The organism is Pseudomonas guariconensis (assembly GCF_040822035.1).
Lineage (GTDB): Bacteria > Pseudomonadota > Gammaproteobacteria > Pseudomonadales > Pseudomonadaceae > Aquipseudomonas > Aquipseudomonas guariconensis.
On the sequence record NZ_CP162012.1, the window covers coordinates 652,358 to 677,812 of the forward strand.

17 protein-coding genes are annotated in these 25,455 nt (G+C 64.6%); 7 read left to right on the forward strand and 10 right to left on the reverse strand.

Annotation, left to right across the window (positions count from 1 at the left end; genetic code table 11):
• Positions 1-33: 33 nt before the first annotated feature.
• The 6 genes from accC to AB1N67_RS02975 all read right to left on the reverse strand — a co-directional run bounded on the left by accC (position 34) and on the right by AB1N67_RS02975 (position 8,236).
• A complete protein-coding gene (gene accC, locus AB1N67_RS02950; protein WP_043207909.1) occupies positions 34-1,389 on the reverse strand; it encodes an acetyl-CoA carboxylase biotin carboxylase subunit in 1,356 nt (451 codons plus the stop codon).
• A gap of 17 nt (positions 1,390-1,406) precedes the next feature.
• Complete coding sequence (accB, locus tag AB1N67_RS02955; RefSeq protein ID WP_043207908.1) at positions 1,407-1,874, reverse strand: acetyl-CoA carboxylase biotin carboxyl carrier protein; 468 nt, start codon at positions 1,872-1,874, stop codon at positions 1,407-1,409.
• A 101-nt stretch (positions 1,875-1,975) separates the two neighbouring features.
• Positions 1,976-2,428: a type II 3-dehydroquinate dehydratase gene (gene aroQ, locus AB1N67_RS02960; RefSeq protein WP_070090423.1), complete on the reverse strand. Its 453-nt coding sequence runs from the start codon at positions 2,426-2,428 to the stop codon at positions 1,976-1,978.
• Positions 2,429-2,607: 179 nt separating this feature from the next.
• A complete protein-coding gene (locus AB1N67_RS02965; protein WP_324722826.1) occupies positions 2,608-4,386 on the reverse strand; it encodes a protein-disulfide reductase DsbD in 1,779 nt (592 codons plus the stop codon).
• 138 nt (positions 4,387-4,524) lie between these two features.
• Positions 4,525-6,486 (reverse strand): methyl-accepting chemotaxis protein, encoded by a 1,962-nt coding sequence (locus tag AB1N67_RS02970; protein WP_043207904.1) that lies wholly within the window; start codon positions 6,484-6,486, stop codon positions 4,525-4,527.
• Between the two features lie 112 nt (positions 6,487-6,598).
• Positions 6,599-8,236 carry a diguanylate cyclase gene (locus AB1N67_RS02975; RefSeq protein ID WP_090343121.1) on the reverse strand — a complete coding sequence of 546 codons (1,638 nt, stop codon included), beginning with the start codon at positions 8,234-8,236 and terminating at the stop codon, positions 6,599-6,601.
• Positions 8,237-8,487: 251 nt separating this feature from the next.
• Here AB1N67_RS02975 and AB1N67_RS02980 point away from each other — a divergent pair, with 251 nt between their 5' ends.
• The 4 genes from AB1N67_RS02980 to speA all read left to right on the forward strand — a co-directional run bounded on the left by AB1N67_RS02980 (position 8,488) and on the right by speA (position 12,821).
• On the forward strand, positions 8,488-9,555 hold the full coding sequence (locus AB1N67_RS02980; protein WP_070572707.1) for a DUF2333 family protein: 1,068 nt from the start codon (positions 8,488-8,490) through the stop codon (positions 9,553-9,555).
• 2 nt (positions 9,556-9,557) lie between these two features.
• Positions 9,558-10,094 carry an NUDIX hydrolase gene (locus tag AB1N67_RS02985; protein ID WP_043207901.1) on the forward strand — a complete coding sequence of 179 codons (537 nt, stop codon included), beginning with the start codon at positions 9,558-9,560 and terminating at the stop codon, positions 10,092-10,094.
• Between the two features lie 287 nt (positions 10,095-10,381).
• Complete coding sequence (locus AB1N67_RS02990; RefSeq protein ID WP_043207898.1) at positions 10,382-10,753, forward strand: translation initiation factor Sui1; 372 nt, start codon at positions 10,382-10,384, stop codon at positions 10,751-10,753.
• Between the two features lie 154 nt (positions 10,754-10,907).
• Positions 10,908-12,821, forward strand: coding sequence for an arginine decarboxylase (speA, locus tag AB1N67_RS02995; RefSeq protein ID WP_043207896.1), 1,914 nt, complete (start codon positions 10,908-10,910; stop codon positions 12,819-12,821).
• Between the two features lie 40 nt (positions 12,822-12,861).
• Here the strand turns inward: speA and bla are convergent, their stop codons facing one another.
• Positions 12,862-13,734, reverse strand: coding sequence for a class A beta-lactamase (gene bla, locus AB1N67_RS03000; RefSeq protein ID WP_367863518.1), 873 nt, complete (start codon positions 13,732-13,734; stop codon positions 12,862-12,864).
• Between the two features lie 176 nt (positions 13,735-13,910).
• Positions 13,911-15,248, reverse strand: coding sequence for an MATE family efflux transporter (locus AB1N67_RS03005; protein ID WP_043207892.1), 1,338 nt, complete (start codon positions 15,246-15,248; stop codon positions 13,911-13,913).
• Between the two features lie 166 nt (positions 15,249-15,414).
• Between AB1N67_RS03005 and AB1N67_RS03010 the strand changes: the two genes are divergently transcribed.
• Positions 15,415-20,316: an alpha-2-macroglobulin gene (locus tag AB1N67_RS03010; RefSeq protein ID WP_090343115.1), complete on the forward strand. Its 4,902-nt coding sequence runs from the start codon at positions 15,415-15,417 to the stop codon at positions 20,314-20,316.
• 84 nt (positions 20,317-20,400) lie between these two features.
• On the opposite strand, the gene AB1N67_RS03015 is transcribed toward AB1N67_RS03010, so the two are convergent.
• A complete protein-coding gene (locus AB1N67_RS03015) occupies positions 20,401-20,694 on the reverse strand; it encodes a hypothetical protein (RefSeq protein ID WP_043207888.1) in 294 nt (97 codons plus the stop codon).
• A 77-nt stretch (positions 20,695-20,771) separates the two neighbouring features.
• Between AB1N67_RS03015 and pbpC the strand changes: the two genes are divergently transcribed.
• Both pbpC and AB1N67_RS03025 read left to right on the forward strand, forming a co-directional pair.
• Positions 20,772-23,126 (forward strand): peptidoglycan glycosyltransferase PbpC, encoded by a 2,355-nt coding sequence (gene pbpC, locus AB1N67_RS03020; RefSeq protein WP_090343112.1) that lies wholly within the window; start codon positions 20,772-20,774, stop codon positions 23,124-23,126.
• A 112-nt stretch (positions 23,127-23,238) separates the two neighbouring features.
• Positions 23,239-24,906 (forward strand): ShlB/FhaC/HecB family hemolysin secretion/activation protein, encoded by a 1,668-nt coding sequence (locus AB1N67_RS03025; RefSeq protein WP_367863519.1) that lies wholly within the window; start codon positions 23,239-23,241, stop codon positions 24,904-24,906.
• A gap of 91 nt (positions 24,907-24,997) precedes the next feature.
• Here the strand turns inward: AB1N67_RS03025 and AB1N67_RS03030 are convergent, their stop codons facing one another.
• Positions 24,998-25,405, reverse strand: coding sequence for a response regulator (locus AB1N67_RS03030; protein WP_043207882.1), 408 nt, complete (start codon positions 25,403-25,405; stop codon positions 24,998-25,000).
• Positions 25,406-25,455: the final 50 nt, after the last annotated feature.

Here is a 25,455-nt window from a genome sequence, read left to right on the forward strand (position 1 = left end):
TGGGCCGGGGTTTCTTGCATCACGCTAACGCGATCACTCCTGGTTGGCCAGTTTGTGCTCGAGGTAGTGGATGTTGACGCCGCCTTTGCAGAAACCTTCATCACGCACCAGGTCGCGGTGCAGTGGAATGTTGGTCTTGATGCCGTCGACGACGATCTCGTCCAGGGCATTGCGCATGCGAGCCATGGCCTCGTCGCGGTCCTTGCCGTAGGTGATCAGTTTGCCGATCAGCGAGTCGTAGTTCGGCGGAACCGAGTAACCGCTGTACAGGTGCGAATCGACGCGAACGCCGTTGCCGCCCGGGGCGTGGAAGTGCTTGACCTTGCCTGGGCTCGGAATGAACTTCTTCGGATCCTCGGCGTTGATACGGCACTCCAGCGCGTGACCACGGATGACCACGTCTTCCTGGCGGATCGACAGTTTGTTGCCAGCGGCGATGCTGAGCATCTCCTTGACGATGTCGATGCCGGTGACCATTTCCGAGACCGGGTGCTCGACCTGGACGCGGGTGTTCATCTCGATGAAGTAGAAACGGCCGTTCTCGTACAGGAACTCGAAGGTACCAGCACCGCGGTAGCCGATCTCGATGCACGCGTCGACGCAACGCTTGAAGACTTCCTGACGGGCCTTCTCGTCGATGCCTGGCGCTGGCGCTTCTTCCAGGACCTTCTGGTGACGGCGCTGCAGCGAGCAGTCGCGATCGCCCAGGTGGATGGCGTTGCCCTGGCCGTCGGACAGGACCTGGACTTCCACGTGGCGTGGGTTGGTCAGGAACTTCTCCAGATAGACCATCGGGTTGCCGAAGGCGGCACCGGCTTCGGTACGGGTCAGCTTGGCCGAGGCGATCAGGTCCTCTTCCTTGTGCACCACGCGCATGCCGCGACCACCACCGCCACCGGCGGCCTTGATGATCACCGGGTAGCCGACGTCGCGGGCGATCGCCAGGGCGACCTCTTCGTCTTCCGGCAGCGGGCCGTCAGAGCCTGGCACGGTCGGTACGCCGGACTTGATCATCGCGTCCTTGGCCGAAACCTTGTCGCCCATCAGGCGAATGGTGTCGGCTTTAGGGCCGATGAAGGCGAAACCGGACTTCTCCACCTGCTCGGCGAAGTCGGCGTTTTCCGCCAGGAAGCCGTAACCCGGGTGGATGGCGGTGGCGCCTGTCACTTCGGCAGCGGCGATGATCGCCGGGATGTGCAGGTAGGAATCCTTGGACGATGCAGGACCGATGCAGACCGACTCGTCTGCCAGGCCCAGGTGCATCAGTTCGCGGTCGGCCGTGGAGTGAACAGCGACGGTCTTGATACCCAGCTCTTTGCAGGCACGCAGGATCCGCAGGGCGATTTCCCCGCGGTTGGCGATCAGGACTTTTTCGAGCTTCCCAGACATCGTTGGCTCTCCGCGGTTCAAACGATGGTGAACAGCGGCTGGTCGAACTCAACCGGCTGACCGTCTTCCACCAGGATGGCGTCGATGACACCGCCGATCTCGGCTTCGATGTGGTTCATCATCTTCATGGCTTCGACGATGCACAGGGTGTCGCCTTTCTTCACGGTCTGACCGACTTCAGCGAAGTTGGCCGAGGTCGGCGAAGGCTTGCGGTAGAAGGTACCGACCATTGGCGAGCGAATCACGGTGCCTTTGAGGGCTGGAGCGGCAGCGGCGGCTTCGGCGGCCGGGGCAGCGGCAGCGACTGGCGCGGCAGCGGCGACAGGGGCAGCGGCCGGAGCCGGGGCGGCGAAGTACTGGGCGCCGGCCGGGGTCTTGCTGTGACGGCTGATGCGAACGGACTCTTCGCCTTCCTTGATCTCCAGTTCGTCGATGCCAGACTCTTCCAGCAGTTCGATCAGCTTCTTGACTTTACGGATATCCATTAATCATCAACTCCCAAGGTTCGGTCGGGGACTTAATTTTAAAAACGTGTCTAAAACGTTTCTCTACAGCCCTGGCCCCGAAGGGCCAAAGCCTTGTGTCATCAGGGCTGTGCGTTGGCAGCCAGGTATTCCAGCGCGGATTCCAGGGCCAACCGATAACCGGTGGCGCCCAGACCGCAGATCACCCCTACGGCGACATCTGAAAAGTAGGAGTGATGACGGAACGGTTCACGCTTGTGCACGTTGGAGAGGTGCACTTCGATGAATGGGATGCTCACAGCCAGCAATGCGTCACGTAATGCGACGCTGGTGTGGGTGAAAGCAGCCGGATTGATCAGGATGAAGTCCACGCCTTCGTTGCGGGCGGCATGAATACGGTCGATCAATTCGTACTCGGCATTGCTCTGCAGGTACTGCAGGTGGTGGCCAGCGGCGCGGGCGCGCTGCTCCAGGTCCTGGTTGATCTGGGCCAGGGTCACGGCACCGTAGTGGCCTGGTTCGCGGGTACCGAGCAGGTTCAGGTTGGGGCCGTGCAGCACCAGTAGGGTTGCCATCTGCGATTCCTTGGGTTTTGTAGGGCAATACGACATGAGCGCGGCGACTATGCCGCAAGAGGGCGTCGGGTGTCCAGTTCCCTGCAATAGCCAACACGTTGTCCGAGGTTCGCGCAAAGTATGTGACCAGATCATTAAGTCTGGTCACTCCTTTAGTGAAGTTGCCCGGTCCGGAGAAGTTATAGACCCAGTTTGCCGCGCACGCGCGTCAGAATCGCCGCAAATTCGCCGGCGTTTATCTCGCCAATGACCCGATCAACGGAAAGTTCGCTGCCGTTCGCTGCAAAAAACAGTAGCGCAGGTGGGCCGAACAGCTGGTAGCGGTCGAGCAGGGTGCGTTGCTCTGCGTTGCTTTCGGTGATGTCGAAACGCAACAACTTGAACGCGCCCAATTGTGATTGGACCTGTGGTGCGCTCAGTACTTCGTGTTCGATCACTTTGCAACTGATGCACCAGTCGGCGTACCAGTCCAGCAGTACCGGTTTGCCGGCGGCCTTGGCGTCGGCGAGCGCTGCATCCAGTGCGGCGGGCGTGGTGATGGTCTGCCAGGCGTCGGTCTTGCTGGCCCGGCTGGCGTCGAGGCTGGCTGCTGCCGGGGGCGGCAAGGGGCGCAAGGGGTCGCCTTGACCGCTCAGGGCGCCATACCAGCAGGCCAAGGCGTAGACCAGCAGGGCCAGGCCGAGCAATTGGGCCAGGCGTTGACGCGGGGTCTTGACCACCAACTCCAGGGCGCCGAGGAACAGCGCCACGCCCGCGGCGAGCAGACCGACCAACAGCAACGTCGCAGGCCCCGGCAGCACGCGGCTGAGCAGGCCGATGGCCAGGCCCAGCAGGAGAACCCCGATGGCATTCTTGACGGTGTTCAGCCACGGGCCGCTCTTGGGCAGCCACGCTGCTCCTCCGGTGGCCACCAGCAATAGCGGCGCGCCCATTCCCAGGCCCAGGGCGAAGAGTTTCAGCGCCCCGCCCAATGCATCGCCGCTCGCGCTGATGTACAGCAGGGCTCCGGCCAGCGGCGCCGACACGCAGGGGGAGACCAGTAGGCTGGACAGCACGCCAAGCACTGCCGCACCCAGCAACGAGCCGCCTTTGGTGCGGTTGGCCATGCTGTCCAGGCGGTTGCTCAGCGCCTGCGGGAGCTTGATTTCGAACAAGCCGAACATGGCCAGGGCAAACAGCACGAAGAACAGCGCGAATGGCACCAGCACCCACGCCGACTGCAGGCGTGCCTGCAGGTTCAGGCTGGCGCCGAACATGCCCATCAGCGCCCCAAGCACGGCAAAGGACACGGCCATCGGCAGCACATAGGCCAGCGACAGGCTCAGCCCACGCCAGCCACCCACTTGCCCGCGCAGCACCACACCGGACAGGATCGGCAGCATCGGTAGCACACAGGGGGTGAAGGTCAGGCCTATGCCGGCGAGGAAGAACAGCAGCAGTGACTGCCAGCCCCAGCCTTGCTCGGCGCCACCTGCGCCGGCCTCGGGTTTCCCGCCGGTGCCATCGATGCTCAGCCGTTCGGTTTCCGGCGGATAGCACAGGCCTTTGTCGGCGCAGCCTTGGTAGCCCACCAGCAAGGTGAAGGCACGTGGATCGGTGCGTGGCAACTGGATGTCGACCACGCCGTGGTAGACCTCGACATCGCCAAAGAACTCGTCGTGCTTGGCTTCGCCCTTGGGAATATCGGCCTGGCCCAGGGCGATGTCGGCGGGCTCCGTACGGAACTGGAAGCGGTGGCGGTAAAGGTAATAGCCGTCGGTGGCGACGAAGCGTAGCTTGACGGTCTGGGCGTCGGCCTGGACCAGGCTGAGCTTGAAGGCTTCGTGGACAGGCAAGAAGTCGGCGCTGTTGCTCAGAGAGGCGGCGCCGAGGGTGGCGCTGGGGCGGTTGTCGAGCAGGCCCGCGGCGAAGGCAGGGCTGGCCAGCAGCAGGAACAGCAGGAAAAACAGGCGGCGCATGGCGGTCTCGCTAGGTGAAACGTGGGCGCATCATAGCGGACTTGCCCACGATTGGGGCCTGGTTGGCCGGCAGCGCGACACATGGCCGCTGGATTTCATGTTGTCAGTGCCGACGCAACCGCTCAGGTGCCGAGACGCTCAGAGCCGAAACGCCCGCACCGCCGTGTTCAGCTCGCTGCCAAGCTGGAGCAACTGCTCACCTTGCTCACGCCCTTCGCCTATGCGTTGCAGGTTGTCCTCGCCCAGTGCGTGAATCCGCTCGCTGTGGTCGCGAATCTCGCTCACCGCCCCTGTCTGCTGGGCGGTTACCTCGGCGATGCGTACCGCCGTGTCGGCGATCGTGCGGATGGCACCGACGATTTCATCGAGTGCGCCATCGGCAGCCTGGGCCTGGCTGGCGGTGGCCTCGGCGTGTTCGAGCTGGGTGCGCATGCCGTTCACCGATTCCCGGGCGGCTTGTTGCAGGCGGTCGATCAAACCCTGGATTTCACCCGTAGCCCCCGTGGTGCGCTGGGCCAGCGAGCGCACCTCGTCGGCGACCACAGCGAAGCCACGGCCCATCTCGCCCGCCCGTGCAGCCTCGATGGCGGCATTGAGTGCCAGAAGGTTGGTCTGTTCGGCGATCGCACGAATCACTGTCAACACACCGCCGATGGTGGCCGACTCCTCGGCCAATTGCTCGATCGTCTGCGCGTTGCCTTGCACTTCATCGACCAATGCACGCAGGCCGGACAGGCTCTGGCCGATCACCGCCTGGCCCTGTTCCACGGCGCGCCCGGCATCACGGCTGGCTTCGGCGGCGGCGCTGGCATCGCCCGCGACCTGCTGGATGGTCGCCTCCAGTTCGCCCAAGGCATCGCGGATCTGTGCGGTGTCACCGGCCTGGCGCTCGGCGCCGTCGTGCAGGGCAGTGCTCATTCCCGCCAAGGCATGACTGCTGCCGGCAACCTGTTCGGCGTTGTGACGCAGGGTGCCGACCAGGTCCACCAGGTATTGGCGCAGGCGATTGAGCGACGCCTGGATATCGTGCAGCTCACGGTTGGTGCGCCCCAAGGTGATGGCCTGGGCGAAGTCGCCCTCGGCCCAGCGCGACAGGGCAGGGGCAAGGCCGGTCAAGGTCCGCGCCAAGCGGCGCTGAAGGGTGTCGATGAGCAGGGCGATGAGCAGGATCAGGCCAATCATCAGCCCCTGGATGATACGCACTTCGCCGGCGATCTTGGCGTGCAGGCCCCGTACCTCAGGCTCCAGGGCTGCGATGGCCTGTTGCACTGCTTCCAGTCGCTCGCCTGTGCTGGCGGCCAGGGCGGTACGGCGCTCGATCTGTTCGCGGGTGCGTTGCAGTTCGGCCGGGTAGCGGGCCAGCAGGCTTTGCAGCTCGCGCTTGAGGCCCACCGCCACATCTTCGCGTTGCTCGCTGGCCTGTGTCTGCAGCCCCATCAGGGCGGCGAAATCGTCGGCGTTGGACTCGGCAGCGCGGGTCACGCCCAGCAGTGGCAGGCTGTCGATGGCCTGGGCTTGGGCGCGGATCAGTTGCAGTTCACGTTCGACTTCGTCGGCCAGCTCCGCACGGCCACTGCTGACCAGCTTGTCCCGAGCCAGGGACAGGCGCCCCAGGTGCACCGAGGCGTCCAGCACGGGCGTCAGGTACCGGCCCGCGTCTGGGCTGGCGCTGTCACGGGCGTAAGCTGCCAATTGCTCAAAATTGGCCCCCAGCTCACGTTCGGCCTGAAGCAGCAAGGCCTGCGGGTCGCCGGCGAGCTTGCCGGCGGCGAGCAACTCGTTGGCGGTAAAGGTCTGCAGGTGGTCCAGGCTGGGGCGCAGCTTGTCCGAAAGCGCCTGTGGCCAGTCGGCCAGGGAGGCCTGCAACTGCTTGGTCGCCTCCATGGCGGCGGCATGGCGCAGGGCGTCGCCACTGCCCAAATAGGCCTGGATATTGCGCGCTGCATCACGCTGGAACTGTTGGGACAAATCCAGGTAGCGCTCCATCAATTGATAGGGGCGCTCCAGGGCGCGTTGCGACCACCACAGGGTCGCGCCCAGGGCGATACAGACGGTCACTAGCAGCAAAGTATTGAAATTGGTCAGCCACTTCAGGCGCATAGCTGCGAACTTCCGGCGGGGAGTGGAGAGGTAGGTGCCTGAAGTTATTGCGATTTTGTGACGAGGTGATGACGAGAAAGGCGTGACCTTACAAAAAAGTGGCTATTTGCCTTTATTGGCCAAGCCGGTCGGAGAAGCAGGTGGCACGCACCACGCAGTTGCGCCCGGCATGCTTGGCGCGGTACAGCGCCTCGTCCGCGGCGCTGGCCATGGTCAGGGCATCGAGGTTGTCGTCCAGTTGCACCACGCCGGCGCTGAACGTGCACGTGAGATCGTGGGGCTGGGCCGGGTAGAGGATTTCGGCGAAACGTCGGCGAATCTCGTCCAGTACCTTGTGGGCTGCGTCCAGCGCGGTGTTAGGCATGACGATGGCGAACTCCTCGCCGCCGTAGCGCCCGATGAAGTCGGTCTTGCGCAGCCGCTGCTTGAGAAACAGCGCCAGGCTCTTGATCACCCGGTCGCCCATCGGGTGGCCATGGCGATCGTTGATTTTCTTGAAATGGTCGATGTCGAGCATGGCGAAGCTCAGCGGCTGCGCTTCGCGGCGTGCGCGGAAGCTGCAATCTTCCAGCAACTGCAGGATATGGGTGTGGTTGTACAGCCCCGTGAGGCTGTCGCGCACCATGCGGGCCTTGAGGTGACGGGCGCGGGCCGCGCGATTGCGCACGGTGGTGATCAGGTGGCGTGAGCGGATCGGCTTGGTCAGGAAGTCGTCACCGCCCTCGCTCATGGCGTCCAGTTGCTTGTCCAGATCATCCTCGGCCGACAGGTAGATGATCGGCACACTGACGTAGCGATCGTTATGGCGGATGACCTTGGCAAGCTCGGGGCCGGTGCAGTCGGGCATATAGAGGTCGAGGATGATCAAGTCGGGCTGGAAATCCGCCAGCTCGGCCATGGTGCGGATCGGCTCGGTGAGGGTGCGGGTGATCATGCCCGCGCCGTTGAGCAGGCGTTCGGTATACATGGCCTGGGCGCGGGAGTCGTCGATGATCAGCACACGGAAGGGGTCGTACTGGGTGGCGCTGGTGTAGAGCTCGACTTTCTCCAGCAGGCTCGAGGCCTCCAGCGTGCCGGTCAGGAACTCCTGGCCTCCGGCGCGTACGGCGGCCAGACGGGTGGGGGTGTCGGTCTCGTGGTGGCTGAAGAACAGCAGCGGGATGTGCTGATCCAGCCCTTGCTGGGCCAGGGCCGCGAGTTTCAGGCCTTGGCCTGGGCCAGTGAAGTCCACATCCATCACGATGGCCGAAGGCAAACGTTCACGCATCGAGGCGCAGAAGGCCTCGGCACTGTACAGCGCCTGCACGCCCAGGCCGAAGAATTCGAGCTGCTGGGCCAGGCGCTCGGCTCGGTCGTGGTCCTGAAGCAGGATGTAGACGGGCTTGCGTACGGGTGGCAGGGGCACATTGTCGAGCTGGTCGCCTTTGCGCAGGCCGGTACGTGAGAGGCGCTGCATCAGGCGGTTGAGCTCGCTGATCAGCTCCGAGTTCAGCCGCGCGCTGTTGGCCTCGATGGCCCGCAACGTCTGGCCGATCGCCGTCGAGAGCACGCTATGCTCGGGTTGTTCGAAGCGCTCGGCATAGCGTTGCAGGCGCAGGTTGGCCTCGCACAGCTCGCCCAGCTCCGCAGCCGACCACTCGCCCCGTTGCAGGCGCTGCCAGATCTCCAGGATCTGTCGGGCCTGGTGGATGACCCGCTGGGCGAAGTGCTGCTTGAGGCGCTCGTGGCTCGGGTCGGCTGGCTGGGTCATGTCCTGACTGCTTGTTGGTGTGTGGTTATGCAGGTGCAATGATGGCTCCATGCTAGCACTCATTTCTGGACTGGCCAGTGCGCCATGTCAACAAAGTCTGCCCAGGTACGAATATTCAGTTACCGACCGATTGGTCGCTTATGCGTAAGGCAGTGTCTGCTTTATAGTGCTGCCACGCGGGCTTGCCGTGGCACCCTGGCTGGGGCTGGTGGTCCAAGCCCCTGAACTGTCGGACTGATAAGGACAACGCCATGCTGGATTGGAAAAACCGCGAGGCCAAAGCCGAGCCCCGTGAGCGCGTCGACGCCCGTGGCGCCGCTGCACGTAGCTATCTGGGGGGGCTGTGGAGCCGAGCCTTGGGCACCCTGATCGGCCTGTATCTGTTGGTGTGCATCGGCCTCGGTTGGTACTGGAGCCAGGAGCCGGAGCTGTTCCCCGTTCAGCAGAACGCCCAGGCTGCCGCCGAGCGCACCGGCCAGCAAATGGTGGTGGGCTATACCACCATCGAGACCCTCAAGACCGTCGCCGGCACCCTGCTGAACAAGCCGGGCGGCTACATCTCCAACGACCGTTTCCCGCCAGGGCTGTGGATGGACAACATGCCGAGCTGGGAATACGGCGTGTTGGTCCAGGTGCGTGACCTGTCCCGCGCCCTGCGCAAGGACTTCGCCCGCTCCCAGTCGCAATCGACCGAAGATGCGGACCTGGCCAAGGCCGAGCCGCGCTTTAACTTCGACAACAAGAGCTGGATCCTGCCGTCGAGCGAATCGGAGTTCGAGGAGGGCATCAAGTCGCTCAGCCGCTACCAGCGCCGTCTGGCTGCCGGCGACCAGGGCGCCATCTTCTATACCCGCGCGGACAACCTGAACAACTGGCTAGGTGATGTGGCCACCCGCCTGGGCTCGTTGTCCCAGCGCCTGTCGGCCAGTGTCGGTCGGGTCAAGCTCAACAGCACCCTGAAGACCGAGTCGGTCGTTCCAGGCCAGGCGCCGCAGGTCGACGAGGAACTGGTGGAAACCCCATGGCTGCAGATCGACAACGTGTTCTACGAAGCCCGGGGTCAGGCTTGGGCGCTGTCGCACCTGCTGCGCGCCATCGAGGTCGACTTCGCCGATGTACTGGCCAAGAAGAACGCCACGGTCAGCGTGCGCCAGATCATCCGTGAGCTGGAGGCCTCCCAGGAGGCGCTGTGGAGCCCGATGGTGCTCAACGGCAGTGGCTTTGGCATGTGGGCCAACCATTCGCTGGTAATGGCCAACTATATTTCCCGGGCCAACGCCGCTGTCATCGATCTGCGTCAACTGCTGTCGCAGGGCTGAGGATGACCATCAGCCCACAGGAGGCTGCGCATCGCGCGGCCTCCGATCGTGAATCGGTCGCCTGGGTCGACGAGGCCGACCGACTGCTCGGCGCGCTACCCCGGGCCGAGCTGCGTGAGCGCGGCCTGATCGGGCGCTGCACCTTCATCTTGTTGTTCAACAGCGCCGGTGAGCTGTGCGTGCACCGGCGCACGTTGAGCAAGGCCTTGTATCCCGGCTATTGGGACGTGGCAGCTGGTGGCATGGTGGCAGCCGGCGAAAGTTACGAGATGTCGGCGGCGCGTGAACTGGAGGAAGAGCTGGGTATCTCGGGCGTCGAGTTGCGCTTTCACGAGCGGTTCTACTTCGATCAACCGGACAACCGCCTATGGTGCGCGGTGTTCTCGGCGGTTTCCGATGCACCGTTGAAGCTGCAGCCCGAAGAAGTCAGTGAAGCGCGGTTCATGAGTCTTGCCCAGATAGAAGCCGATCGTGGACGTTTGTCGTTCTGTCCGGACTCGCTGGCGGCGCTGGATCGTTACGCCGCCAGTCTGAAATAGCTGTGTTGGCAGGGGCCGGCTCTTACGCAGGTGAACCCGCACTCACAGGGCTCATATAGCGCTTGAGCGCTGTGGGAATGGGTTTGTTCGCGAAGGGTCGCAAAACATTCGAAAAATGGCGCATTCCGGTACTTAGCAACCGGCAGATTTATCGTTACACTGCGCGCCCTTTTCGGGCTGTCGCAGGATTTTGCGGCAGTAGCGCTGCCCCTGCCAGAGTGGGGCTTCGCGGTCGGTCCTGGCCCCAGGCACCGACCAGTTTTTGTCCTCAGCAAAGAGGAACAAAAGTGGCCAAGAAAGCTTCTTCCTTCGCCGCCCTTGGCGGTCTCGTTTACTCCACCGATGCCGGTCGGCATTGCCCGGACTGTGGCAAGCCGGTGGACGCCTGCATCTGCAAGCAACAGGTCATCCCCGAAGGTGATGGTATCGCCCGCGTGCGCCGCGAAAGCAAAGGCCGTGGCGGCAAGACCGTGACCACCATCAGTGGCGTCCCGCTGCCCCTCGACCAGCTCAAGGAGCTGGCCAGCAACCTCAAGCGCCGTTGTGGCACCGGAGGCGCGCTGAAGGACGGGGTCATCGAGATCCAGGGCGACCATGTCGAGCTGCTGCTCGGTGAGTTGACCAAGCAGGGCTTCAAGGCGAAGAAATCCGGCGGCTGATCCCGGCTCGCGCGATTTTTCGCCCATTGCTTTCTAAACTCGTTCCCGTGGCAAGGGTCTATCCCCTGGCACGGACGAATCGTCATTTTCGGTTTTTACACTGCATCCGCGCCCTCGTGGTGCAGTGTCTTCGACTTATCTACAGGGGACTTGAATGTCCGTACGACGCACACGCAAAGATGATGGCAGCCAGTGGACCGTGGCCGACAGCCGCAGTGTTTATGGGATCCGCCATTGGGGCGCTGGTTATTTCGCCATCAATGAGGCCGGGCGCGTCGAAGTGCGCCCCAACGGTCCGGACAGTGCCCCGATCGACCTGTACGAGCAGGTCGACGAGTTGCGCCAGAGCGGCCTGTCGCTGCCGCTTCTGGTGCGTTTCCCCGACATCCTGCAGGACCGCGTGCGCCAGCTGACCGGCGCCTTCGATGCCAACATCGCGCGCCTGGAATACCAGAGCAAGTACACGGCCCTGTATCCGATCAAGGTCAACCAGCAGGAAGCGGTGGTGGAGAACATCATCGCCACCCAGAACGTTTCCATAGGCCTTGAAGCCGGGTCCAAGCCCGAGCTGCTGGCGGTCCTGGCGTTGGCGCCCAAGGGTGGGACCATCGTCTGCAATGGCTACAAGGACCGTGAGTTCATCCGCCTGGCGCTGATGGGCCAGAAGCTTGGCCACAACGTGTTCATCGTTATCGAGAAGGAGTCCGAGGTCGCCCTGGTGATCGAGGAAGCCGCCGATCTCAAGGTCAAGCCGCAGGTCGGCCTTCGTGTGCGCCTGTCGTCGCTGGCTTCGAGCAAGTGGGCCGACACCGGGGGCGAGAAGTCCAAGTTCGGCTTGTCCGCCGCACAGCTGATCTCGGTGGTGCAGCGCTTCCGCGATGCAGGCCTCGACCAGGGCATTCGCCTGCTGCACTTCCACATGGGCTCGCAGATCGCCAACCTGGCCGACTACCAGCACGGTTTCAAGGAGGCCATTCGTTACTACGGCGAATTGCGCGCCCTGGGCCTGCCGGTCGATCACATCGACGTCGGTGGCGGCCTGGGCGTGGACTACGACGGCACACACTCGCGCAACGCCAGCTCCATCAACTACGACATGGACGACTATGCCGGCGTGGTGGTGGGCATGCTCAAGGAGTTCTGCGACGCTCAAGGCCTGCCGCATCCGCACATCTTCTCCGAGAGCGGCCGCTCGCTGACCGCGCACCACGCCATGCTGGTGATCCAGGTGACCGACGTCGAGAAGCACAACGACGAAGTGCCGACCATCGAGAACAAGGAATCGCTGCCTGAAACCGTGCAGTGGCTGGTCGACCTGCTGGGCCCGACCGACATCGAGATGGTCACCGAGACCTACTGGCGCGCCACCCACTACATGGGCGATGTGGCCGCGCAATATGCTGACGGCAAGATCAGCCTCGCCGAGAAAGCCCTGGCCGAGCAGTGCTACTTTGCCGTGTGCCGCCGCCTGCACAACTCGCTCAAGGCCCGTCAACGCTCGCACCGCCAGGTGCTGGACGAGCTCAACGACAAGCTGGCCGACAAGTACATCTGCAACTTCTCGGTGTTCCAGAGCCTGCCGGACACCTGGGCCATCGGCCAGGTGCTGCCGATCATCCCGCTGCACCGCTTGGACGAGGAACCGATGCGCCGCGCCGTGTTGCAGGACCTGACCTGCGACTCCGACGGCAAGATCAACCAGTACGTCGACGAACAGAGCATCGAGACCAGCATGCCAGTGCACGCGGTCAAGGAAGGCGAGGACTACCTGCTGGGTGTGTTCCTGGTCGGTGCCTATCAGGAAATCCTGGGTGATATGCACAACCTGTTCGGCGACACCGACTCGGTGAACATCTACCAGAACGCCGATGGCAGCGTGTACCACGCCGGCATCGAGACCCACGACACCATCGAGGACATGCTGCGTTATGTGCACCTCTCGCCGGAGGAGTTGATGACGCACTACCGCGACAAGGTCGCCAGCGCCCGCATCACGGCGCGTGAGCGTACCCAGTTCCTGGATGCGCTGCGTCTGGGGCTGACCCGGTCGTCGTACCTGTCTTCCTGATGGCACGATGCGCTAGCGTCTGGAGCGATCGAGGCGCGGGCTAGGGTGAAACGGCCTTGACCATGGCCCTGCCGATGGCGGCGATCGCCGCGTTGCGTTCATCCAGGGAAGCTTCGGTGTCCTTGAGGTAGATGGTCGCGACGATCGCCTCGCCCCGCGGCGGCCATAGGACCGCCGCAATGCCTCGCGCCCCGAAACTTCCGCTGCCGGTCCTGTCGGCGATTCGCCAGTCGTTGGGGATTGCCGCCCGCAAAAGCGGGCCACCCACCTCGTTGTTGCTCAGCCATTCGGTCAGTTGTGCCCTGGACGGTGTGTCCAGGGTCGTTCCCAGTAACAATGCCTTTACCGTGTTTGCCATGGCCCGTGGTGTCGTGGTGTCACGCTCATCCCCAGGCATGACCTCATTCAAACTCGGTTCGTTTCGATCCGATCGGGTGGTCTGGTCGCCCAGTCCTCGGACAAAAGCGGTCACTACCTTGGGCCCTCCCAGGACCTCGAATACGGCATTGGCGGCGGTGTTGTCGCTGGTTTTGAGGGTGATGGCGCACAGTTTTGCCGCAGGTACATGCGTGCCGACCAGGTCTTTGGTCACCGGCGCGTAGGCCAGGATGTCTTGCGAGTGAATAGGCACCGATCGGGTCATCAGCGCTTGCCCTTCATTGAGCAGCGTCGAACACAAAAGAAGCTTCACGGTGCTTGCCATCGGAAAGCGTTCGTCGGCCCGATACTGCCAGGAGCGACCCGTGCCGGTGTCATGAATCGAGTATCCGACTGTCGCCTTGAGCGTGCGCTCTATCTGCAGGGCTGCTTCTTGGATTGGGTCGCCGCCGGCCATGGCCGCCTGGGCTGGGAAAGTGACAGCAGTAGCGAACAGCCATGAGCCGACCAAGCGTCTGACCTGACGGGAAAGCATGAGTAAGTCCTGTCGATAAAAGAGGGAGCGGGCGACGTTAAGAGGCTTTGGTTGTTTCAGATGCAGGATATGGCCTCAAGCTACGAAGACTTGTTCTGGTTATTGGGTAGGGTGTTTCTGGGGCATTCCTTTGATTGCCTCAATGCCAGGTCGTGATGCAGACGCATCGCCGTCCCTCATGGAACCCATAGGCCTTGTTGCCGCAGCTGCCAACCCACCCATCCCAGCGTTATCGCCCGTAGCCCCATGAATACGAGAAAGGCCAACCACAGACCATGGTTGCCCAGCCCGCTCATCGCCAGCGCCAAGGGCAAGCTCAGCGCCACGCTGAGCAGCATCGCATTGCGCATCTCCCGTGCGCGTGTGGCGCCGATGAACAGGCCGTCGAGCAGGTAGCTCCATACGGCGATCAACGGCAATACCGCCAGGTAGGGTAGGAACGGGTAGGCCGCTACGCGCACGCTGTCGATATCGGTCTGCAGGTCGATGAACAGATGCCCTGCGACCAAGAACAGCGCGGCAAAACCCAGGCTGACGATCAGCGACCAGCCGCAGGCCACCACCAGCGAGCGGCGTAGGGTCTGGTGGTCTCGGGCACCGATGGCGTGGCCGCACAGGGCTTCGACTGCATGGGCCAGGCCGTCCAAGGCATAGGCGGTGAGCATCAGGCCATTGAGCAGCAGGGCGTTGGCCGCCACAGTGGCTTCGCCCAGTCGCGCCCCCTGAACGGTTACCAGCAGGAACACCAACTGCAGCGCCAGGCTGCGCAGGAAGATGTCGCGGTTGACCGACAGCAGCGGCCGCCAGGACTGCCAGCGCTTGAGTGCGGCCCAGGCAATGTGCCCAGGGTAGGCGCGCAGGGCTGGACGCGTCAGGGCAAGCCCGAGCAGCGCGGCGCTCCATTCGGCCATGACCGAGGCCCGCGCCGAGCCCAGCACGCCCCAGTCGAGGCCAAGAACGAACCACAGGTTAAGGACGATGTTCAGCACGTTGGTGGTCAGCAGGATCGCCATTGGCGCCCGGGCGTTCTGCGTGCCCAGGAACCAGCCGACCAGGGCGTAGCTGGCCAGCGCCGCCGGCAGGCCTAGCAGACGGGTATGGAAGAAATCCTCGGTGGACTGGTGCAGCGCCGCGCTCGGTTGCATCGCCTGCAACGCCAATTGGCTGAAAGGAATCGCCAGCAGGCCGATCAGCAGTGCGAAGGCCAGGGCCAGCAGTAATCCTTGCACCAGTACCTGGCGTAAAGCGGCTCCATCGGAGCGTCCTGCAGCCTGGGCGGCGAACCCGGTAGAGCCCATGCGCAGGAAACCCATCAGCCCGACCATGAAGGTGAACAAGGTCGACCCCACCGCCACTGCGCCCAATTGATGGGCATGGGGCAGGTGGCCGATCACGGTGCTGTCGACCAGGGCCACCAGTGGTACCGAGATGTTGGACAGGATCATCGGCGCGGCCAGCGCCCAGACCTTGCGGTGGGTACGGCGGTCGTGCCAGTCGGTGGACAGTGCGGACATGTGAAACCTTGGGCTGAAGGGCCGCTTGGAGAGTGGCGCCATTGTAGCGGGCAGGCCAAGGCTGTGCGCGAACAGGGTCTCAGTTGCACGCTCATGGCAGGTACGTGGCCAACCATTGCGCTATAGTTGCGCCCTTATCGACACGCTGCCCAAGAGTTCTCTTTCCATGCTCAACAAAGGATTGTTGCTGGCCTGCGCGCTGGCGCTGCTCAGTGCTTGTGATTCCTCGTCGAAGGATGCTCCGGCTCCTGCCGACAAGCCGGCTGCGTCGGCGCCTGCCGCCACCCCGGCGCCCAAGCGCGAAGACCCGGCCGTCCTGGCCAAGCGCTACGCCGACCGCGAGCTGACCGTGCTGGACGTCTCGGAAGTCCAACTCGATGGTGCCAGTACCCTCTCGGTCAGCTTCTCCGCTCCCTTGGACGCCAATCAGGACTTCGCCTCCAAGGTCCATCTGGTCGATACCGTCAAAGGCAAGATCGACGGCGCCTGGGAGCTTTCGGACAACCAGATGGAACTGCGCCTGCGTCATCTGGAGCCGCAGCGAAAGCTGGTCTTGACGGTCGACAAGGGCCTGCTGGCGGTCAACGACAAGCGTCTGGAGCAGGAGTCAGTGACCCGTCTGGAAACCCGCGACATGCAGCCGACCGTGGGCTTCGCCAGTCGCGGCTCGCTGTTGCCCACCCGCCTGGCCGAAGGCCTGCCGGTGATCGCCCTGAACGTCGACAAGGTCGATGTGGAATTTTTCCGCATCAAGCCGGACATGCTCTCCAGCTTCCTGGTCAACTGGGGTCGCAACAGCAGCCTGTACTACTACCAGTCCAAGGAAACCCTGGACATGGCCGACCTGGTCTACAGCGGCCGCTTCGACCTCAACCCTGCGCGCAACACCCGCGAGACTGTGCTGCTGCCGATCGCCGGGATCAAGCCGCTGCAGGAGCCGGGCGTGTACCTGGCGGTGATGCGCGCCTCGGGCACCTATGATTATTCCCAGCCGGCGACCCTGTTCACTTTGAGCGACATCGGCGTCTCCGCCCATCGCTACCGGGATCGCCTGGACGTATTCGCCCAGGCCCTGGAAGGCGGCAAGGCGCTCAAGGGCGTCACTCTCGAGTTGCACGATGACAAGGGCAAGCTGCTGGCCCAGGCCGAAACCGACGGCGAGGGCCACGCACAACTGCCGATCACTGCCAAGGCCGACACGCTGATCGCCACCCAGGGTGTAAACACCACGCTGCTACGCCTGAACACCGCCGCCCTGGACCTGGCCGAGTTCGACATCACAGGCCCTCAGGCCAATCCGCTGCAGTTCTTCATTTTCGGTCCGCGCGACCTGTATCGCCCGGGCGAGACGGTGTTGCTCAACGGCTTGCTGCGCGATCAGGACGGCAAGCCGGTCAAGGCGCAACCGGTGACGGTCGAGGTGCGTCGGCCGGATGAGCAGGTCAGCCGCAAGTTCGTCTGGGAGGCCGACAGCAACGGTTTGTTCCAATACCAACTGCAACTGGCCACCGAAGCCCCGACCGGACGCTGGCAACTGCTGCTCGACCTGGGGGGCGGGCGTAAGCAGGTCTATGAATTCCTGGTCGAGGATTTCCTCCCAGAGCGCCTGGCCCTGGAGCTCAAGGGCAGCAGCGCGCCGCTGTCGCCTGACGAAACCGCGCGCATCCAGGTCAATGGCCGTTACCTCTACGGCGCGCCTGCCGCCGGCAACCGTCTGAGCGGCCAGGCCTATGTACGCCCTCTGCGCGAAGCCGTGCCGGCGCTGCCGGGCTATCAGTTCGGTTCGGTCACCGAGACCGAACTCAACCAAGACCTGGAGCTGGACGAGGTGACCCTCGACAACGCCGGCAAGGCCACCCTGGATATCGAAAGCCGCTGGGCCGAGGCCCGTTCGCCGTTGCAACTGACTGTCCAGGCCAGCCTCCAGGAGTCTGGCGGACGGCCGATCACCCGCCGCCTGGAGCAGCCGATCTGGCCGGCCGAACGCCTGCCGGGCCTGCGTGGCCTGTTCGAGGGCGAGGAAACCGACAGCGACGGTCCCGTGGAATTCGAAGTGCTGGTGGCCGATCGCGAAGGTCACAAGCTTGCCGCCGAAGACCTCAAGGTGCGTCTGGTGCGCGAGCGTCGCGACTATTACTGGAACTACTCCCAGAGCGACGGCTGGAGCTACAACTACAACGAGAAATTCCTCACCCAGAGCGAGGAGACCGTCAGCGTGAAGGCTGGCGGCACCGCCAAGCTGAACTTCCAGGTGGAGTGGGGCCCGTACCGGGTCGAGGTAGAAGACCCGCAGACAGGGCTGGTCTCCAGCGTGCGCTTCTGGGCGGGCTACCGGGCCCAGGACAACGCCGAAGGTGGCGCGGTGCGTCCGGACCAGGTCAAGCTGGCCTTGGACAAACCGTCCTATGCCGACGGGGCCACCGCCAAGGTCACGGTCACCCCACCTGCTGCCGGCAGCGGTTATCTGATGATCGAATCCAGCGATGGCCCGCTGTGGTGGCAGGAGATCGACGTGCCCGCCGAGGGCAAGACCTTCGACGTGCAGCTGGATGAAAAGTGGGCGCGTCACGACCTGTACATCAGCGCCCTGGTGATCCGCCCCGGCGAACGCAAGGCCAACGCCACGCCAAAGCGCGCCGTGGGTGTACTGCATCTGCCGCTGGACCGTGCCGAACGCAAGCTCGCTTTGACCTTGCAGGCCCCGCAGAAGATGCGCCCCAAGCAACCGCTGACCGTGAAATTCAAGGCCGCCAACGCCGATGGCAGCGTGCCGAAACAGGTGCATGTGCTGTTGTCGGCGGTGGACGTGGGCATCCTCAACATCACCGATTTCAAGACCCCGGACCCGTTCGCCAGCCTGTTCGGCCGCAAGGCCTACGGTGCCGACCAATTGGATATCTACGGCCAGCTGATCGAGGCCGGGCAGGGCCGTCTGGCGAGCCTGGCATTCGGCGGCGACGCGGCCATGGCCAAGGGCGGCAAACGCCCCAACACCACGGTCACCATCGTTGCCCAGCAAAGCCTTCCGGTAACGCTCAATGAACAAGGCGAGGGCGAGGCGACTGTCGAGATTCCGGACTTCAACGGTGAGCTGCGCCTGATGGCCCAGGCCTGGACCGACGAGCACTTCGGCATGGCCGAAGGCAAGACGGTCGTCGCCGCACCGCTGATCGCCGAACTCTCGGCGCCGCGCTTTTTGGCCGGTGGCGATCGCACCAGCCTGGCGCTGGACCTGGCCAACCTGTCCGGCCGCGCCCAGCAACTGAACGTGCAGGTGAGCGCCGAGGGCCAGTTGGCTCTGGCCGGCGAAGGCCAGCAGAGCGTCAGCCTGGCCGAGGGCCAGCGCAAGACCTTGATGATCCCGGTGCAGGCCCAGGGTGGCCTGGGCCAAGGCAAAGTGCAGGTGCGGGTCAACGGCCTGCAGTTGCCTGGCGAGCCGACCCCAGCCTTCGAGCGCCAGTGGACGCTTGGCGTGCGCCCCGCCTATCCGGCGATGCTCAAGCACTACCGCGTGGCGCTCAAGGACCAGCCCTGGACCTTGCCTGAAGGCGACCTCGCGGCCTTCGAGACCGCGGGCCTGGAAGCCAGCCTGGCGCTGTCCAGCCGCCCACCGCTGAACCTGGCCGAACAGATTCGCGCCCTGGAGGCCTACCCCTACGGCTGCCTGGAGCAGACCACCAGCGGCCTGTACCCTTCGCTCTACGCCGATGCCGAAAGCCTCAAGCGCCTGGGAATCAAGGGCGAGCCGGCCGACGTGCGCAAGCGCAAGATCGAGATGGGCATCGAGCACCTGCTGGGCATGCAGCGCTACAACGGCAGCTTCGGCCTGTGGAGCTCGGACAGCGAAGAGGAATATTGGCTCACCGCCTACGTCACCGACTTCCTGCTGCGCGCCCGCGAGCAAGGCTTCGGTGTACCGGCCGAGGCCCTGAAGAAAGCCAATGAACGCCTGCTGCGCTATGTGCAGGAGCGCAACCTGATCGAGGTGGACTACAGCCAGAACGCCGACCACACCCGCTTTGCCGTGCAGGCCTATGCCGCGCTGGTGCTCGCGCGCAACCAGCAGGCGCCGCTCGGTGCCCTGCGTGGCCTGTTCGAGCGCCGCAGCGATGCGCGCTCCGGCTTGCCACTGGTGCAGCTGGCAGTGGCGCTGGACAAGATGGGTGACAAGCCGCGTGCCCAGCAAGCCTTGCAGGCGGGCCTTGGCGTGAAGCGCAGCGATGGCTGGATGGCCGATTACGGCAGCACCCTTCGAGACCAGGCACTGATCCTGGCCTTGCTGCAGGAGAACAACCTGGCCGCCAACCAGGTCGACCAGCGCCTGTTCGCGCTGTCCGATGAGCTGGCGGCCAACCGCTGGCTGTCGACCCAGGAGCGCAACGCCTTGTACCTGGCCGGTCGTGGCCTGCTGGGCAAGCCGGAAGGCCAGTGGCAGGCACGCCTGGACAGCGCCGGAGAGATCCGCGAGTTCAACAACGCTGAATCGGGCATGAAGCTCGAAGGCCCCTTGCTGATGTCGCCGCTGACCGTGCAGAACCAGGGCAGCGAGACCCTCTACCAGCAGCTGACCCTCTCCGGCTACCCGCGCCAGGCCCCGCCTGCAGGGGGCAACGGTATGGAGATCCGCCGTGAGTACCTGGGCATGAACGGCCAGCCGCTGGATGTGCGCAGCCTACGCAGCGGCGAGTTGGTGCTGGTGCACCTGGCGCTCAAGGCCTCCACCGCGGTGCCGGACGCCTTGGTGGTGGACCTGTTGCCGGCGGGCCTGGAGCTGGAGAACCAGAACCTGGCCCAGAGCGCCGCCAGCCTGGACAACGCCAGCAGCGCGGTGAAGCAGTGGCGCGAGTCGATGCAGAATGCCAGCCTGGTGCACCAGGAGTATCGCGACGACCGCTATGTGGCCGCGCTCAAGCTCGATGGCTACGGCACCAGCCATCTGCTGTACCTGGCCCGGGCAGTGACGCCGGGGACCTATCGCATTCCCCCACCGCAGGTGGAGTCGATGTACCGGCCTAACCTGCAGGCGGTTGGGGAAGGGCAGGGAGAGATGATCGTGAGAGGGCGCTGAGGGCTCTTGGAGCTTCGAGCGGCAAGCGGCAAGTAAAAGCAGGTGGTGTGAGCCACGCTTGCTTGCAGCTTGCAGCTTGCAGCTCTAATGAACGATCCAGCTCAACACCCACAGGCCCAGCAACGCCCAGATGATCCCGAGGATGATCGAGGCGCGCATGAAGGCGCGGACGGCCGAGTACAGCAGCATCAGGCCGACGATGAGCGCCAGGATGCTGACCAGCGAGGTGTCCATGCCCAGGTTGCGCGCCAAGCCGTCGATGAAACTGCTGCCGGCGTTGGCCAGCAGGTTGAACAACCCGCTAAGGCCGTCGACGATGAAACGGATCAACGAACCCAGTGCTTGGCCCAGCCACTCGAAAAAACCTTCTACATGCATAGTTGCTTCCTGATGAACGAATCGGCGCGGGTGCCGTTCCCTAGCCTTTGGCCATCACTCGGACAGGTCGGTTCCCGATGCCAATGGTAGCGTGCCTGCGCACCCGCACCGCAAGGGTCGTGCGTGGTATCGGCATCGCCAGTGTGCTGGTCGTGGCGCTGTTGTGGCTGGCCGATCGCTTGTGGCCGTTGCCCATGCCGGGCGATGACCTGGCGCGGGTGGTGCTTGCCGAGGATGGCACGCCCCTGTGGCGTTTTGCCGATGCCGACGGAGTGTGGCGGTATCCGGTGAGCCCCGAGGAGGTCTCGCCGTTGTACCTGGAAGCGCTGCTGACCTACGAGGACCGTTGGTTCTATAGCCATCCCGGGGTCAACCCGCTGGCGCTGGCGCGTGCAGCCTGGCTGAACCTGCGTGGTGGCCGGGTGGTGTCGGGCGGCAGCACGCTGTCGATGCAGGTCGCACGCCTGCTCGACCCTCACGAACGCACCCTGTCGGGCAAGCTGCGTCAGCTGTGGCGTACGGCGCAGTTGGAGTGGCACCTGTCCAAGCGTGAGATCCTTCAGCTCTACCTCAACCGCGCCCCGTTCGGCGGCACCCTGCAAGGGGTGGCCGCCGCCAGCTGGGCTTACCTTGGCAAGTCGCCGATGCACCTCACGCCTGCCGAGGCAGCGCTGCTGGCGGTGCTGCCCCAGGCGCCCAGCCGGCTGCGCCCGGATCGCCACCCCGAGCGTGCCCAGCGGGCCCGCGACAAGGTGCTGGAGCGCTTGGCCGAGTACCAGGTATGGCCGGCGCAGCGGGTGAGCGAGGCGCAGGAAGAACCCTTGCTGCTGGCGCCTCGCCAGGAGCCGGCCCTGGCCCCCTTGCTGGCCCGGCGTCTGAACAGCGCCAACAGCCCACCGCTGATTCGCACTACCCTCGATGCGGCCTTGCAACGTCGCCTGGAGGACCTGCTGTTGGGCTGGCGTGCACGGCTGCCCGAGCGCACCTCAGCGGCGCTGCTGGTGGTGGAGGCGCAAACCATGGCCGTGCGCGCCTACCTCGGCTCCATCGACCTGGCCGATGAGCGCCGCTTCGGTCATGTCGACATGGTCCAGGCCTTGCGATCACCCGGCTCGACGCTCAAACCGTTCCTCTACGCCATGGCCATGGACGATGGGCTTATCCACTCAGAATCCTTGTTGCAGGACGTGCCACGTCGTTATGGCGACTACCGGCCTGGTAATTTCTCCATGGGCTTCACGGGCCCGGTTTCGGCCAGTTCCGCCCTGGCCCTGTCGCTGAATCTGCCGGCAGTGCAGTTGCTCGAGGCTTACGGACCAAAGCGTTTCGCCGCGCAGATGCGCATGGGTGGCATGCCGCTGGTACTGCCGCCGCTCGCCGAACCGAACCTGTCGCTGATCCTCGGCGGAGCGGGCAGCCGTCTGGAGGACCTGGTGGGTGGCTACGCGGCCCTGGCCCGTGAAGGGAAGAGCGCGCGGGTACGCCTGCAACCTCAGGATCCGCTGGTCGAGCGGCAGCTGCTGTCGCCTGGTTCGGCCTGGATCGTCCGGCGTATCTTGAGCGGCCAGGCCCGGCCGGACCGTGATCTTCACGCTGAGCTGGTACAGCGCCCGCAGTTGGCCTGGAAGACCGGCACCAGCTACGGTTTTCGTGACGCCTGGTCGGTGGGCGTGGGGCCGCGCTACCTGATCGGTGTGTGGATCGGCCGACCCGACGGCACGCCGGTGCCGGGACAGTTCGGCTTGGCTTCGGCGGCGCCGCTGATGCTGCAAGTCCACGACCTGCTCAGCAACCGTGACAGCCAGCGGGGGATCAATGTGCCGGCCGAGCGGGTGCCGGCGAGCGTCGGTGTGGCCGCCATCTGTTGGCCATTGGGCCAGCCCATGAACCGCCTGGACCCCAACTGCCGTCGCCAGCGCTTCGCCTGGACATTGGACGGCACTACGCCGCCGACCCTGCAAGCGGCCGATCAGCCGCTGGGGCTTGGGTTGCGCGAGACGGTTTGGGTCAATGGGCGTGGTTTGCGCGTCGATGCCAGTTGCAGCGGCGCCAAGGCGCAGGAGGTGGCGTTGTGGCCGGCGCCGCTGGAGCCGTGGCTGCCCCGCATCGAGCGCCGCGCCGCGCGCCTGCCGGCGGTGGACCCTAGCTGTCCGCCCCAAGTGCCGGTGAGCGCGCCGCCGCTGTCGATCGTCGGTGTGCGCCCCGGTGACACCCTGCGACGCCCGGCAACCAGTCGCGAACCGCTGCAGGTGCCGGTTTCGGCCTTGGGCGGCAGCGGTCAGCGCTGGTGGTTCCTCAATGGACAGCCCTTGGGCGAGACCCGCGACCAGGACAGTCTGCTGGTGCGCTTCGAAAAGACCGGGCGCATCGAACTCAGCGCGCTGGACGAAAGTGGCGAGACCGCGCGGGTAGAGTTTCAGGTCAGCCAATAGCGACCACCGCGCCGCTCGCTTCGGCCGTTCGACGATCGTGAGGCCAGCACCTACGCTTGAACCACAGGGCGGTCCTGTTGCGCCCGGTCTTCGCGGGGTCATGGAGCGTCCTATGCGTCCTCTGGTCGTTACGCTGCTGATGGTGTCCGGGGCCTGTGTTTGCCATGCCGGGTCGCTGCCGAGCGTGCTCGACGGCAATGAGGTCGAACGACGCCTGCCCACCGCCAACCTGCCGATCGATACCTATCGTCCTCTTCCGGCGGGGGTGCGCATGCCGGCCGCGGAGAAAATAGCGCCTGCATGGCCGCTGAACACGTCTGTGGCAGTCCGCAAGGTGCGCTTCGAAGGCGGTACGGTGTACCTGCTGAGCGAATTGCGCGAGCACTACCAGCACGTGGTCGGCCATCAGGTGACCCTGGCTGAACTCATCGCAGTGACCGACCGCCTGACCGAGCGTTATCGGCGCGATGGCTACCTGCTATCGCGGGCTTACCTGCCGCCTCAGGACTTTGCTGATGGCCGTGTCCACGTGGTGTTGGAGGAGGGCTATATCGGCGAAACCCAGGTGCACGGGGAGATCGGGCCCGCGGTCGGCTACCTGGAGCAAATCCTCGACAAGCTCAAGGCCGAGCGGCCACTGACGCGAGAATCCTTCGAGCGCTATACCGGCCTGATCGGTCGCATGCCTGGTGTGAGCGTCGAGGCCGAACTGCAGCCCGCCGGGTGGCGCGATGGCGCCATGCGCCTGATCGTCCATGTCGGGCGCAAACCCTTTGGCGCCAGGTTGACCCTGGCCGAGGGTAGTCGCACGTCCGCGCAAGCGCTGATGGCGTTCGACAGCCAGGCCCAGACCCGTTTCGCCGAGCAGTTGAGCGCCCGCGTCCTGCTGCCGCCTGGTGACGACGAGGCCCATTACTACCGACTCGACTACAGCCAATACCTGGACGCCGAGGGCAGCCGGCTGCTGCTTTCGGCGTCCCGCTTTCGCAGCGAGCCGCGCACCTTTGTGCCCTTGGATGACGGTGAGAACCTGCGCCAGCGTTGGGATAGCGAGCGCCTTGCCATCGGCGTCAGCCAAGCCCTGATCGTCAAACCCGACGAGTGGCTGGATGTGGTCGGGCAGTTCTACACCACGGCCGATCACGTCGACTGGCGCACGGCCGACCCAGCGCGCCAGGACGACAGTGACACCTATGCTCGGGCGGTGTCCTTCGAAGGGGACTGGCGCAAGGTCGAGGACGGTCGGTTGCGTAGAGTCAGTGCCGGCGTGCACCAAGGCCTGGATCTGTTCGGCGCTCGCAGTGACAGCGCCCGCGATGTGGATTTCTTGCGCCTGCGCCTGTCTGGTTTGCAGCGCGATGCGTTGGCGCGTGACTGGCAGGGTGTGGTGTCCGGCGCGGTGTACTGGAGCGGCAACGACCTGCCCGACAGCGAACGCCTGCTGTTCGGTGGCCAGCACTTCGGCCGCGGCTACCCGGCCGACCAGGCCTCGGGTGACAAGGGGTGGGGATTGGCCTACGAGCTGGACTACAGCGTCTACCGCGACGGCGCTTGGGTACGGTTGCTGCAGCCCTATCTGGCGCTCGATGCCGCCCGGGCGTGGTCGAACGGGCGCGACCTGGAGCGGGCACGACTGGCCTCGGCGGCGTTGGGAGTGCGCATAGGGGATAGGCGCTTTTACAACCTGGCCGTGGAACTGGCCAAGCCCCTGGCGGATGTGGCGCAGGACAGCCTGGATCGCAGTCCGAGGATCATGGTGAATCTAAGTGTTTCCCTGTGAGGGTGAGTGGCGCTTAGCAGAGCGAGCCCTACCACTGTTGTTTCTTGGGCGCTGGCGAGGCCTGCGATGGGGCGCGTAGCGTCCCCAGGGGTCAGCACACGACCTGCATCCGCGGCTTGGGGAACAAGTTCTCCAGCGTCTCCAGCAGGCGTGCGTGATAGATGGGCTTGCGGAACAGGTCCAGTACCTGAAGGCGCAGCAGGTCGCTGATGTCTTCCATGTCGGCGTGACCGGACATGACGATCACCGGCAGATGCTGGCGGGCCGTGTGGTCGCGCAGGCGTTTGATCAGGCCGATGCCGCTTTCTTCGGGCATACGCAGGTCGGTGATGACCAGGGCCACGTCCGGGTGGCGGGTGAGCTGGAGCAAGGCGCCTTTGACCGAGGTGGCGGTCAGGCAGATGAAACCTTCGTTCTCCAGCAGTTCGGCGAGTTCGAGCAGGGCCTCTTCCTCGTCGTCTACCAGGAGGATCTGTTGACGCAAGGAAGAGAGTGACATGGCCGGCTCCTTTCGAATGGGTTCCAAAATCGTTGCTGCCATCTTGATCG

Coding starts and splice junctions, on each gene's coding strand:
- accC (WP_043207909.1), bottom strand. CDS start 1,389: ATGTCTGGGAAGCTCGAAAAAGTCCTGATCGCCAACCGCGGGGAAATC.
- accB (WP_043207908.1), bottom strand. CDS start 1,874: ATGGATATCCGTAAAGTCAAGAAGCTGATCGAACTGCTGGAAGAGTCT.
- aroQ (WP_070090423.1), bottom strand. CDS start 2,428: ATGGCAACCCTACTGGTGCTGCACGGCCCCAACCTGAACCTGCTCGGT.
- AB1N67_RS02965 (WP_324722826.1), bottom strand. CDS start 4,386: ATGCGCCGCCTGTTTTTCCTGCTGTTCCTGCTGCTGGCCAGCCCTGCC.
- AB1N67_RS02970 (WP_043207904.1), bottom strand. CDS start 6,486: ATGCGCCTGAAGTGGCTGACCAATTTCAATACTTTGCTGCTAGTGACC.
- AB1N67_RS02975 (WP_090343121.1), bottom strand. CDS start 8,236: ATGACCCAGCCAGCCGACCCGAGCCACGAGCGCCTCAAGCAGCACTTC.
- AB1N67_RS02980 (WP_070572707.1), top strand. CDS start 8,488: ATGCTGGATTGGAAAAACCGCGAGGCCAAAGCCGAGCCCCGTGAGCGC.
- AB1N67_RS02985 (WP_043207901.1), top strand. CDS start 9,558: ATGACCATCAGCCCACAGGAGGCTGCGCATCGCGCGGCCTCCGATCGT.
- speA (WP_043207896.1), top strand. CDS start 10,908: ATGTCCGTACGACGCACACGCAAAGATGATGGCAGCCAGTGGACCGTG.
- bla (WP_367863518.1), bottom strand. CDS start 13,734: ATGCTTTCCCGTCAGGTCAGACGCTTGGTCGGCTCATGGCTGTTCGCT.
- AB1N67_RS03005 (WP_043207892.1), bottom strand. CDS start 15,248: ATGTCCGCACTGTCCACCGACTGGCACGACCGCCGTACCCACCGCAAG.
- AB1N67_RS03010 (WP_090343115.1), top strand. CDS start 15,415: ATGCTCAACAAAGGATTGTTGCTGGCCTGCGCGCTGGCGCTGCTCAGT.
- AB1N67_RS03015 (WP_043207888.1), bottom strand. CDS start 20,694: ATGCATGTAGAAGGTTTTTTCGAGTGGCTGGGCCAAGCACTGGGTTCG.
- pbpC (WP_090343112.1), top strand. CDS start 20,772: ATGCCAATGGTAGCGTGCCTGCGCACCCGCACCGCAAGGGTCGTGCGT.
- AB1N67_RS03025 (WP_367863519.1), top strand. CDS start 23,239: ATGCGTCCTCTGGTCGTTACGCTGCTGATGGTGTCCGGGGCCTGTGTT.
- AB1N67_RS03030 (WP_043207882.1), bottom strand. CDS start 25,405: ATGTCACTCTCTTCCTTGCGTCAACAGATCCTCCTGGTAGACGACGAG.